The sequence below is a fragment of the Nocardioides sp. genome (genome assembly GCF_031397825.1).
In the GTDB taxonomy this organism is placed as follows: Bacteria; Actinomycetota; Actinomycetes; order Propionibacteriales; family Nocardioidaceae; genus Nocardioides.
The window spans coordinates 1-11,606 of the sequence record NZ_JANNML010000093.1; the positions used below are offsets into that span (position 1 = coordinate 1).

The following is an 11,606-nucleotide window of genomic DNA, read 5'->3' on the forward strand; positions in this document are numbered from 1 at the left end:
GGCCGCCGAGCTCGTGGACGAAGGCGGCGTCGAGCCACGGCTTGTAGATGCGCAGGTCGGGGTTGGCGAGCAGCCCGTAGCGGTAGAACCGCTCGATGTCGTTGCCCTTGAAGGTCGACCCGTCGCCCCAGATGTCGACGCCGTCCTCGTGCATGGCGCGCACCAGCATGGTGCCGGTGACGGCACGGCCCAGGGGCGTGGTGTTGAAGTAGGTGCGCGAGCCCGAGCGGATGTGGAACGCGCCGCAGGCCAGGGCGGCGAGACCCTCCTCGACCAGCTGGGGCCGGCAGTCGACGGACCTGGCCAGCTCGGCGCCGTAGGCCGTTGCCCGGCCGGGGACGCCCGAGATGTCGGGCTCGTCGTACTGGCCGATGTCGGCGGTGTAGGTGCAGGGGATCGCGCCCTTCTCGCGCATCCAGGCGACGGCGACGGAGGTGTCGAGGCCACCGGAGAACGCGATGCCGACGCGCTCGCCGACGGGGAGGGAGGTCAGGACCTTGCTCACGAGGATTCCTTCAGGTGCGAGGTGGCCGAGTGGAGATCGACCGTGGGGGTGGACTGGTGGACGTCGGCCAGGGCCAGGAAGCGGCGGGCCAGGTCGGCCCCGCCGTCCGGGTTGCGGCTGATGACCAGGACGGTGTCGTCGCCGGCGATGGTGCCGAGGACGTCGGGCAGCTCGGCCCGGTCGAAGGCCGAGGCCAGGAACTGCGCGGCACCGGGAGGAGTGCGCAGGACGACGAGGTTGGCCGAGGAGTCGGCGCTGACCAGCAGCTCGCTGCACAGCCGGGAGAGGCGCTGCACGGCTGCCTGGGTCTCCCCCGGCGCCGAGGGCCGTCGGTCACCGCCCTCGCTGGGCACGGCGTAGACGAGCGGGCCGGAGGTCGAGCGCACCTTGACCGCGTCGAGCTCGACGAGGTCACGCGAGAGCGTCGCCTGGGTGACGTGGACGCCGCCGGCCGCGAGGAGGTCGGCGAGCTCGCCCTGGGAGTGCACCTCGTGGTGCGTCACCAGCTCGATGATCAGCTGGTGCCGGGCGTTCTTGGTCGTCGGGCGCATCGCCTCGGTCATGGCGCACCCGAGGCCCCGAGCAGGAAGACGAGCGCCGCCTTCTGGGCGTGACGCCTGTTCTCGGCCTCGTCCCAGACCACCGAGCGGGGGCCGTCGAGGACGTCCGCGGCGATCTCCTTGCCGCGATAGGCCGGGAGGCAGTGCATGACGATCGCCTCGGCGTCGGCGTGGGCGAGCAGCTCGTCGGTCACCGACCAGGGGGCGAAGGCCGCCTCGCGGGCGGCCGCCTCGTCCTCCTTGCCCATGGAGACCCACGTGTCGGTCACCACGACGTCGGCGCCCGTCACGGCGACGACGGGGTCGGCCTCACCCCGCACCGATCCCCCGGTGGTGGCCGCGATCGTGGCCGCGCGGGCGAACATGGACTCCTCGGGGAGGTAGCCCTCGGGCCCGCTGAGGACGACGTGCATGCCCGCGGTCGCCCCCGCGAGCAGCCAGGAGTTGCCCATGTTGCAGGCCGCGTCGCCGACGAAGGCGACCCGGAGACCGGCGAGGTCGCCCTTGTGCTCCTGGATGGTCATCAGGTCGGCGAGCAGCTGGCACGGGTGGAAGTCGTCGGTCAGGGCGTTGACGACCGGGACCCCGGCGTAGGCCGCCATCTCCTCGAGCTTGGCCTGCGCGTAGGTGCGCCAGACGACGACCGCCGCTTGGCGCCCCAGGATCCGGGCGACGTCAGCGACCGACTCACGCACCCCGATGCCGGCGAGGTGGCCGTCGACCAGCATCGCGTGCCCACCGAGCTCGACGACCCCGGCGGCGAACGACGACTGGGTGCGCAGGGTCGGCTTGTCGAAGATCATCGCCACGGTGTGGGGACCCGCCAGCGGCTGGGCGCTGAAGGGCGCGGCCTTGAGCTCCGCGGCGAGGCGCAGCACCTGCGCCTGCTCGTCGGGGCTGAGGTCGTCGTCCGCGAGGAGGTGCCTCATGAGTCCGCCGCCATGGCGTCGTCGAGGAGCGCCGGCCAGAGCGCGAGGAAGGAGTCCACATCGCTGTCGGTGACCACCAGGGGCGGAGCGAGGCGGATGCGGTCGGGGCCGGTGGCGTTGATGATCCAGCCAGCTTCCTGCGCCGCTGCGACGACGGCCGGGGCCACGTCCCGGGCGAGTGTCAGGCCCACCAGGACGCCGACACCGCGGACCTCGAGGACCCGCGGGTCCTCGCGCAGGGCTGCGCGCAGACGCTCACCGACCACGGCAGCACGGGCGAGGAGACCCTCCTCCTCGATCGTGGCCAGCACGGCCAGCGCAGCCGCACAGGAGAGCGGGTTGCCGCCGAAGGTGGTGCCGTGGTTGCCGGGCTCGAACAGGGTGGCCGCGCGGCCGAAGCCGATCAGCGCGCCGATCGGCAGGCCCCCGCCGAGCCCCTTGGCCAAGGTGACGATGTCGGGAACGACGCCGGAGGGGTGGCTGGCCAGCCAGGAGCCGGTGCGACCCATCCCGCTCTGCACCTCGTCGAGCCACAGCAGGGCGCCGTGGCGCTTCGTGATCTCGCGGGCGGCGACCAGGAAGTCGCTGGGGGCGACGTTGACGCCGGCCTCCCCCTGGAGCGGCTCGATCACCACGGCGGCGGTCTCGTCGGTCACCGCGGCCGCCAGGGCCTCGGTGTCGGAGAACGGCACCCACGTCACGTGACCGGGCAACGGCTCGAACGGCGCACGGTAGGCGGCCTTGGAGGTGAGCGCGAGCGCGCCCATGGTGCGGCCGTGGAAGGCGTCCTCCATGGCCACCACGTGGGTGCGCCCCGTCAGGCGGGTCAGCTTGAGGGCTCCCTCGTTGGCCTCCGCGCCGGAGTTGCAGAAGAACACCCGGCCGTCGGCGCCGTCGACAGCCGTCACCGCCAGCAGCCGCTCGGCGAGCTCGACCTGCTGAGGGGTGGTGAAGAAGTTGGAGACGTGGGTGAGGGTCGAGACCTGCTCCGTCACCGCCGCGACCAGGGCCGGGTGGGCGTGGCCGAGGGTGTTGACGGCGATCCCGCCGAGGAGGTCGACGTACTCCTTGCCGTCGGAGTCCCAGACGTGGGCGCCCTCGCCGCGGACCAGGGTCAGCTTGGGCGGGCCGAAGGTGTTCATCAGCGAGGCGGCGTAGCGCTCGGACCAGGTGGCCGCGGTCATGCCGAGGTCTCCCGCGCCTTGCGGGTCTTGGTCTCCACCCCGGGCAGCACCTGGGTGCCGACGCCCTCCTGGGTGAAGAGCTCCAGGATCACCGCGTGCAGCTGACGCCCGTCGACGACGGTCGCGCGCTTGACGCCGCCGCGGACGGCCTCGAGGCAGGCCTTCATCTTCGGGACCATGCCGCTGGCCAGGCTCGGCAGGAGCTGCTCGAGGGACTCGGGGCTGATCTCACCGATGACGTCGTCGGAGCTGGGCCAGTCGAGGTAGAGGCCCTCGACGTCGGTGAGGACCAGGAGCTTCTCGGCGCCCAGGGCGACCGCGAGCGAGGCCGCTGCCAGGTCGGCGTTGACGTTGTGGACCTGGCCGTCGATGTCGGGAGCGACGCTCGAGACGACGGGGATGCGCCCGGCCTCGATGAGGTCGAGCACCGACTCGGGGCGCACGCTGGCGACCTCCCCGACGAGGCCGAGGTCGACCTCCTCGCCGTCGACGATGGTGTTGGTCTGCTCGGCGGTGAACAACCCTGCGTCCTCGCCGGAGAGCCCGACCGCCAGCGGTCCGTGCTCGTTGATCAGCCCGACCAGCTCACGCTGGACCTGGCCGACGAGCACCATCCGCACGACCTCCATCGCCTCGGGCGTGGTGACGCGCAGCCCACCCTTGAACTCCGACTCGATGCCGAGCTTGTCGAGCATCCGGGAGATCTGGGGGCCACCGCCGTGCACCACGACGGGCTTGAAGCCCGCGAAGCGCAGGAACGCGATGTCCTCGGCGAAGGCGCGCTTGAGGTTGTCGTCGGTCATGGCGTTGCCGCCGTACTTCACCACGACGATCTTGCCGTGGTAGGCCTTGAGCCACGGGAGGGCCCCGGCCAGGACCATGGCCTTGGCGGGGTCGGGCTTGCCCGGCGTCTTCTCGGGCATCTTCTCGGGCGTCAGGTCAGTCATGAGCTGTAGGCACTGTTCTCGTGGACGTAGGCGTGGGTCAGGTCGTTGGTCCAGACGGTCGCGCGGGCGTCGCCGGACTTGAGGTCGATGGTCACGCTGACCTCGCGGGGCTCGAGGTCCACCCCGGCGGGGTCCTCGGCCGGGGTGGACTGCCGGCACACCCACACGCCATTCATCGCGACGTCGAGGTCGGCCGGGTCGAAGGTGGCCCGCGTGGTGCCGATGCTGGCCAGGACACGGCCCCAGTTGGGGTCCTTGCCGAAGACCGCGGCCTTGAAGAGGTTGCTGCGGGCGACGCTGCGGCCGCACTCGACGGCCTCGTCCTCGCTGGCGGCGTTGAGCACGGTGATCGCGATCTCGTGGTCGGCTCCCTCGGCGTCGCGCAGGAGCTGCATGGCCAGGTCGGTGCAGGCCTGGGTCAGGGCCTCGGTGAAGTCCGGCAGCGACGGCGTGATGCCGCTGGCGCCGCTGGCCATGAGCGTGACCGTGTCGTTGGTCGACATGCAGCCGTCGGAGTCGAGCCGGTCGAAGCTGACCCTGGTCGCGGCGCGCAGCGCCGGGTCCAGGTCGGCGGCCGGTACGACGGCGTCGGTGGTGATGACGACCAGCATGGTGGCCAGCTGGGGTGCGAGCATGCCGGCGCCCTTGGCCATGCCGCCGATCGACCAGCCCGCACCCTCGACGACGACCTGCTTGCTCACCGAGTCGGTCGTCATGATGGCCTCGGCCGCCGCGTTGCCACCGTCGACCGCGAGGGCGGCGTGGGCGGCGTCGACGCCTGCGAGCAGGTCGTCGCGGTCGTTGGCGAGGCCGATCAGCCCGGTCGAGCAGACGACCACGTCGCCGGCACCGATGCCGACGCGCGCGGCGACCTGCTCGGCGACCGCGTGCGTGGTCTGGAAGCCGTCAGGGCCCGTGTAGCAGTTGGCGCCGCCGGAGTTGAGGACGACGGCACGGACGACGCCGTCCTTGACGACCTCCTGGCTCCACAGGATCGGGTTGGCCTTGCAGCGGTTGGCGGTGAAGACGCTGGCGGAGTCGAAGGTGGGGCCGTCGTTGACGACGAGGGCGAGGTCCCTGGCGCCGGTGGACTTGAGTCCGGCGGCGACACCGGCGGCGCGGAAGCCGGCAGGCGAGGTGATGGTCATGAGCGTTTCTTCCGGGGAGGCGTGACGGGGACGGCGAGGTCGACGGTGTGCCCTCGTCGTCGCCAGGCCTCGGCCGCGACCTCGGCCTTGGCGACCGGCACCAGGATCCAGTCGGTCTCGTAGGTGGAGATCGTGAAGACGCTCAGCTCGGCCTCGGCCAGCGGGACCAGCAGCTCGGCGAGCACCCCGACCATCGTCAGGTCGAGCTGACCCATCACGGCGAACGCGGTCAGGCCCTTGTGGGCGACCTGCTTGGTGGGCACGTTGCGCCCGGCGCAGATCAGGGACGTCTCGGTCGCGGTGGCGGTGATCGAGAACAGCGAGGACGACTCGGCCCACTCAGGGATCTCCGCACCAGGCGGCAGCTTGACGATCGCGAGCTTCTCAGGGAACTGCTGGAGCGTGAAGGTCACCGACGCCGTCGACTCCTCGGGCTCGGTCCCGCTCGGTGCTGCTGTCTCGTCGGTGCTCTGGCCTTCGGTCACGGTGCGATCCCAACGGTGGTGAGGCCCAGGCCCTCGGAGAGGCCCAGGGCGAGGTTCATGCACTGTACGGCGGCGCCGCCGGTGCCCTTGGCAAGGTTGTCGACGGCGCCGACGGCGACCAGCCGGCCGGCCGCGGCGTCGACGGTGACCTGCAGGTGGACGGCGTTGGAGCCGGTCACGGACTGCGTCTGCGGCCACTGCCCCGCGGGCAGGACGTGCACGAACGGCTCGTCGGCGTAGAAGCGGGTGTAGACCTCGTGGGCCTGCTCGGCGCTCACGTCGCCGCGCAGCGCGGCGGAGCAGGTGGCGAGGATGCCGCGCGACATCGGGACGAGCAGCGGGGTGAAGCTCACGCTGACGGTGCCCTCGACGAGGCGGGAGAGGTTCTGGGTGATCTCGGGGGTGTGCCGGTGCCCGCCACCGACGCCGTAGGCGCTGGCGTTGCCCATGATCTCGCTGCCGAGCAGGTGCGTCTTGGCGGCCTTGCCGGCGCCGCTGGTGCCGGACGCGGCGACCACGACCACGTCGGGGTCGACGAGCCCCTCGGCGACGGCGGGGGCGAGCGAGAGGGTCGAGACCGTGGGGTAGCAGCCGGGCACGGCGATGCGGGTGGCGCTCGCGAGGACCTCGCGCTGGCCGGGCAGCTCGGGCAGGCCGTAGGGCCAGGTGCCGGCGTGGGCGCCGCCGTAGAACTGCTCCCACACGGCCGCGTCCTCGAGGCGGAAGTCGGCGCCGCAGTCGATGACGACGGTGCTGTCGGGGAGCTGGGCGGCGATCTCGCCGGACTGGCCGTGGGGCAGGGCCAGGAAGACGACGTCGTGGCCGGACAGCGTCTCGAGGTCGGTCGCCTCGAGGCGACGACCGGCGAGGGGCACCAGGTGGGGTTGGAGCGGGCCGAGCAGCTCGCCCGCGTTGGAGCCGGCGGTGAGCGCGCCGATCTTGACCTCGGGGTGCCCGAGGAGGAGCCGGAGCACCTCTCCCCCGGCGTACCCACTGGCACCGGCTACCGCGACTGAGACCGTCATGTGCATGACTATACAGATACCTGCATGTTCATGTACACCGGGCGGGGGCAACTCGGTGGCGGGTGTCGGCGACGCGACCTAGGTTCGACGCATGACGCGTCTGGACCCCTCGACCTACCTCGACCACCTGCGCCGTGAGTCGGCGCGCTTCCGCGAGGTTCTCACGGACTGCGACCCGCGGGCCAGGGTGCCGGCCTGCCCGGACTGGGACGCCGACGACCTGCTCTGGCACCTGGCGGAGGTCCAGTGGTTCTGGGCGCGCACCGTGCGCGCCCGTCCCGCAGCCCCGGACGATGACGCGGCGCGCGTGGAGCGGCCGGCCTCCCGGATCGAGCTGATCGCGCACTTCGACGACGCGTCGAGCGACCTGCTGGCCGAGCTCGAGGCGGCCGACCCGGCCGAGCCGGCGTGGTCGTGGGCCCCGGAGCAGACCGTGGGCTTCACCTTCCGGCGTCAGGCGCACGAGGCGTTGATCCACCGCCTCGACGCCGAGCAGGCAGCCGGGACGGTCACCCCGCTCGACCCGGCGCTGGCGGCCGACGGCGTCGCGGAGCTCCTCGAGGTGATGTACGGCGGAGAGGCGCCGGAGTGGGGACGTTTCGAGGCGTCGCAGCACCTGGTCAGAATCGCGTTGACCGACGTGGGCACCGACCTGTGGGTGCGTCCGGGCCTGTTCTTCGGCACCGACCCGGAGTCCGGCAGGAACTACGACAGCGCCCACCTGGTGCTGACCGACCCCGGCGAGGCGTCGGCGACCGTGAGCGGCCGCGCCGCCGACGTCGACGCGTGGCTCTGGAAGCGCCGTGACGACAGCGACATCACCGTCGAGGGTGAGCGGGCGGCGTACGACGCCCTCCTCGCGGCCACCAGCCCGCCCCTGGACTGACAGGATCGGAGCATGACGACCCCGCCGCCCCACCTCGCCGCCGCCGACCGCTACGAGTCCCACGCCTACCGCCGCTGCGGTCGCTCCGGGCTGAGGCTGCCCGCGGTCTCGCTGGGCCTGTGGCACAACTTCGGTGACGACAAGCCGATCGAGACTCAGCGGGCGATCCTGCGCCACGCCTTCGACCGCGGGGTCACGCACTTCGACCTGGCCAACAACTACGGACCGCCCTACGGATCGGCGGAGCGCAACTTCGGACGGATCTTCCGCGACGACTTCCGCCCCTACCGCGACGAGCTGGTGATCTCGACGAAGGCCGGCTACGACATGTGGCCCGGGCCCTACGGCGAGTGGGGGTCGCGCAAGTACCTCCTCGCGTCGCTCGACCAGAGCCTGGCGCGCATGGGGCTCGACCACGTCGACATCTTCTACAGCCACCGCTTCGACCCCGAGACACCGCTCGAGGAGACGATGGGGGCGCTCGCGACCGCGGTGCAGTCGGGCCGGGCGACCTATGCCGGGATCTCGTCCTACTCCGCGGAGCGCACCCGCGAGGCCGCGGGGTTGCTGCGGCAGATGGGGGTGCCGCTGCTGATCCACCAGCCGTCGTACTCCATGTTGAACCGCTGGGTGGAGCACGGTGACCCGTCGCTGCTGGACGTGCTCGAGGACGAGGGTGTCGGCTGCATCGCGTTCTCCCCGCTGGCCCAGGGGATGCTGACCGACCGCTACCTCGACGGGATCCCCGAGGACTCGCGTGCCGCTCAGGGCAAGTCGCTCGACCCGGGGCTGCTGAGCGAGCAGGCCCTCGCGCACGTGCGCCGCCTCCACGAGGTCGCCCAGGGGCGCGGCCAGTCGCTGGCCCAGCTCGCCCTGGCCTGGGTCCTGCGCGACCCGCGGGTGACCTCGGTGCTGATCGGCGCGAGCAGCGTCGCCCAGCTCGACGACAACCTCGCGGTGCTGGACCGGCTCGAGATCGCCGACGAGGAGCTCGCCGCGATCGAGCAGGACGCCATCGACTCCGGGATCAACCTCTGGTCTGCGTCCTCCGACGCGTGAGCTCGCCGGCAGCTGTCAGCGCTGGACCGCTCCACACCTCTCGGCGGCCACGGCGACCGCACTGTCGCGGGCGGCGCTGGTCTCCTCCTCGGTGAGCGTGCGGTCGGGGGCCCGGAAGCGCAGGGCGAACGCGAGGGACTTGTGGCCCTCGCCCACCTGGTCACCGGTGAAGACGTCGAAGAGCCGGATCGACTCGAGCAGCGCGCCGGCGCCCTCGCGCAGCGCCGCTCGGACGTCGGCGGCGGCGACAGCGTCGTCGACGACGAGCGCGACGTCCTCCTTCGCGACCGGGAACGACGAGAGCTCGGGGCCGGTCACGACGTCGACGGCCACCCGCATCAGCAGGTCGAGGTCGATCTCGAGGGCCGCGCTGCGCGCAGGCAGCCCGAAGGCCTTGCAGACCTTGGGGTGCAGCTCCCCCGCGTGGCCGAGGTCGAGGTCACCCACCGACAGGCGGGCGCACCGACCGGGGTGCCAGGGCTCGCGGACGGCCGAGCGGACGTCGAGGTCGACGCCCAGGTCGTCGGCCAGGCGTCGCGCGACGGCGATGGCGTCGACCCAGCCGCTGGTGCGTCCGCTGCCCCACCAGCCGGCCCGCTCGCTCTCGCCGGCCAGCACGACCGCGAGGTGGAGCGGCTGGAGCGGCAGGGTCTCGAGGAGCTTGGCGAGCTCGTCGGCGTCGGGGCGTCGGTCGACGCCGAAGATCGGGGCCGGTCCGCGGTCGACAGGGAACGCGACGGTGCCGGTCTCGAAGAGCGACACCCCGGGCGCACCGCGGCCGATGTTGCGGGCGGCGGCCTTGAGCAGCCCAGGGAGCAGGGTGGTGGTGTAGGACGGCTCCTCGGACGAGATCGGGTTGGCGATCCGGACCGTGTGCCGCAGCTCGTCGTCGCCCGCCAGGCCCAGCGCGTCGAAGGTGGCGTCGCCGACGAAGGGGAAGCTGATCACCTCGACGCACCCGGCACCGGCGAGCAGCCGACCGACGCGGCGGCGCAGCCGCTGCTCGCGGCTCAGGCCGCGACCGGCCGCCTCGCGGGGCAGCACGGAGGGGACCTGGTCGTAGCCGACCACCCGGGCGACCTCCTCGACGAGGTCGTAGGGGTCGGTGAGGTCGGGGCGCCACGTGGGGACGGTGGCGGTGAGCGTCCCGGTGTTGTCGCGCACCACGGCGCAGCCCACAGCCTCGAGGTGGGCCACGACGGTGTCGGCGTCGATGTCGATGCCGGTGATCCGTGCGGGGAGGTCGTAGGCCATGGTGATGGACGGCGCGGCCGGCGGGGTGCCGACGACGGTGACGCCCTGCTCGGCCGTGCCGCCGCCGTGGGCGACGAGGAGCTCGACCACGCGATCGGCGGCGGCCTCGCAGACGACGGGGTCGACGCCGCGCTCGTTGCGCTTGCCGGCCTCGGAGGTCAGCTTGTGGCGCTTGCCGGTGCGGAACATCGAGGTGGCGTCCCAGTGCGCTGACTCGACCAGGATGCGGGTCGTCGTCGAGGAGATCTCGGTCGACTCCCCGCCCATGACGCCGCCGAGGCCGATGATGCCGGAGTCGTCGGTGACGACGAGGTCCTCGGGCGACAGCGCGCGGGCGTTGCCGTCGAGGGTGGTGAGCCGCTCCCCGGCCCGCGCGCGACGCACGCGGATCGGGCCCGTGAGCCTGTCGGCGTCGTAACCGTGGATGGGGCGGCCGATCTCGAGCATGACGTAGTTGGTGACGTCGACGGCCAGCGAGATGGGGCGCATGCCGGCCTGGGTGAGGCGGCGCACCATCCAGTCGGGCGTGGGAGCCGTCGGGTCGACGCCGCTCACGGTGCGCGCCACGAAGACGGGGCAGCCGTGCGGGTCGTCGATGACGACCGGGTGCCCCGCGCCGTCGGCCGCCGGGACGGAGCGGTCGGCCGGGTCGCGGAACGGCGCGTCGTAGGCGAGCGCCGCGTCGCGGGCCACGCCGCGCAGCGACAGCGCATAGGCGCGGTCGGGGTTGATCTCGAACTCGATGACCTCGTCGGAGAGCCCCAGCACGCCGAAGGCGTCCTCGCCCGGCTCGCCCGCGTCGGCCGGGAGCACGATGATGCCGTCGTGGTCCTCGCCCAGGCCGAGCTCGCGCGAGGAGCAGATCATGCCGGCGGAGAGGTGGCCGTAGGTCTTGCGGGCGGAGATCGCGAAGTCGCCCGGGAGCACTCCCCCGGGCAGGACGCAGACGACCAGGTCGCCCGGCGCGAAGTTGTGGGCTCCACACACGATGCCCTGAGGCTCGCCGGTGCCGTTGGCGGCGCCGACGTCGACGGTGCACCAGTTGATGGTCTTGCCGTTCTTCTGCGGCTCGGGCTCCATCGTGAGCACACGGCCGATCACCAGCGGGCCGGTGATCTGGTCGCCGGGCTTCTCGATCGCCTCGAGCTTGAGCCCGAGGGCGGTCAGCCGAGCCGCGAGCTGCTCGGTCGTCACGTCGGCCGGCAGGTCGACGTAGTCCCTGATCCAGGAGACGGAGGTCTTCACAGGTCGCTCCCGAAGGTCGTGGTGAAGCGGATGTCGCCCTCGAAGAAGCCGCGGAGGTCCTCGACTCCGTGGCGGAACATCAGCGTGCGGTCGATGCCCATGCCGAAGGCGAAGCCGCTGTAGCGCTCGCTGTCGACGCCACAGGCGGCCAGCACCCGCGGGTTGACGACGCCACAGCCGCCCCACTCGATCCAGCCCTCGCCGCGGCAGGTGCGGCAGCTCTCGCTGTCGATCCCGCGACAGACGAAGCAGATCAGGTCGACCTCGGCGCTGGGCTCGGTGAAGGGGAAGTACGACGGGCGGAAGCGCGTGGTGATGCCCTCGCCGAACATCTGGGTGGCGAAGTGGTCGAGGGTGCCCTTGAGGTGGGCCATGGAGA

The 11,606-nt window shown here is 72.2% G+C and carries 11 protein-coding genes and 1 pseudogene; 2 read left to right on the forward strand and 10 right to left on the reverse strand.

Translation table 11 applies throughout. The annotated features are described in order from the left end of the window. The 8 genes from RMN98_RS08340 to argC all read right to left on the reverse strand — a co-directional run. Positions 1 to 505: argininosuccinate synthase domain-containing protein (locus RMN98_RS08340; protein WP_309648352.1), on the reverse strand; the 505-nt coding region annotated here is incomplete at its 3' end. After that, entirely contained in the window at positions 502 to 1,068 is a 567-nt protein-coding gene (locus tag RMN98_RS08345) for an arginine repressor (protein ID WP_309648353.1), read from the reverse strand. The genes RMN98_RS08340 and RMN98_RS08345, both read right to left, overlap by 4 nt. Next, on the reverse strand, positions 1,065 to 1,994 hold the full coding sequence (gene argF / locus RMN98_RS08350; RefSeq protein WP_309648354.1) for an ornithine carbamoyltransferase: 930 nt from the start codon (positions 1,992 to 1,994) through the stop codon (positions 1,065 to 1,067). The genes RMN98_RS08345 and argF overlap by 4 nt, the downstream gene beginning before the upstream one ends. Next, positions 1,991 to 3,178, reverse strand: a complete 1,188-nt coding sequence (locus RMN98_RS08355) for an acetylornithine transaminase (protein ID WP_309648355.1) — start codon at positions 3,176 to 3,178, stop codon at positions 1,991 to 1,993. The genes argF and RMN98_RS08355 overlap by 4 nt, the downstream gene beginning before the upstream one ends. Then, the gene (gene argB, locus RMN98_RS08360; RefSeq protein WP_309648356.1) at positions 3,175 to 4,125 is read right to left on the reverse strand and encodes an acetylglutamate kinase; all 951 of its coding nucleotides are present in this window, start codon (positions 4,123 to 4,125) and stop codon (positions 3,175 to 3,177) included. Before argB ends, RMN98_RS08355 begins: the two co-directional genes overlap by 4 nt. Further along, a complete protein-coding gene (gene argJ, locus RMN98_RS08365) occupies positions 4,122 to 5,273 on the reverse strand; it encodes a bifunctional glutamate N-acetyltransferase/amino-acid acetyltransferase ArgJ (RefSeq protein WP_309648357.1) in 1,152 nt (383 codons plus the stop codon). The genes argB and argJ overlap by 4 nt, the downstream gene beginning before the upstream one ends. Beyond that, a complete protein-coding gene (locus RMN98_RS08370) occupies positions 5,270 to 5,758 on the reverse strand; it encodes an ACT domain-containing protein (protein ID WP_309648358.1) in 489 nt (162 codons plus the stop codon). Before RMN98_RS08370 ends, argJ begins: the two co-directional genes overlap by 4 nt. Beyond that, the gene (argC, locus tag RMN98_RS08375) at positions 5,755 to 6,783 is read right to left on the reverse strand and encodes an N-acetyl-gamma-glutamyl-phosphate reductase (RefSeq protein WP_309648359.1); all 1,029 of its coding nucleotides are present in this window, start codon (positions 6,781 to 6,783) and stop codon (positions 5,755 to 5,757) included. Before argC ends, RMN98_RS08370 begins: the two co-directional genes overlap by 4 nt. A 91-nt stretch (positions 6,784 to 6,874) precedes the next feature. Here argC and RMN98_RS08380 point away from each other — a divergent pair, with 91 nt between their 5' ends. After that, a complete protein-coding gene (locus RMN98_RS08380) occupies positions 6,875 to 7,669 on the forward strand; it encodes a maleylpyruvate isomerase family mycothiol-dependent enzyme (RefSeq protein ID WP_309648360.1) in 795 nt (264 codons plus the stop codon). Between the two features lie 12 nt (positions 7,670 to 7,681). Further along, on the forward strand, positions 7,682 to 8,728 hold the full coding sequence (gene mgrA / locus RMN98_RS08385) for an L-glyceraldehyde 3-phosphate reductase (protein WP_309648361.1): 1,047 nt from the start codon (positions 7,682 to 7,684) through the stop codon (positions 8,726 to 8,728). 15 nt (positions 8,729 to 8,743) lie between these two features. Here the strand turns inward: mgrA and pheT are convergent, their stop codons facing one another. Together pheT and RMN98_RS08395 are read right to left on the reverse strand one after the other, a co-directional pair. Then, a complete protein-coding gene (gene pheT, locus RMN98_RS08390; RefSeq protein ID WP_309648362.1) occupies positions 8,744 to 11,227 on the reverse strand; it encodes a phenylalanine--tRNA ligase subunit beta in 2,484 nt (827 codons plus the stop codon). Further along, positions 11,224 to 11,606: pseudogene (locus tag RMN98_RS08395) on the reverse strand (phenylalanine--tRNA ligase subunit alpha); the annotation flags it as partial. The gene pheT and the pseudogene RMN98_RS08395, both read right to left, overlap by 4 nt.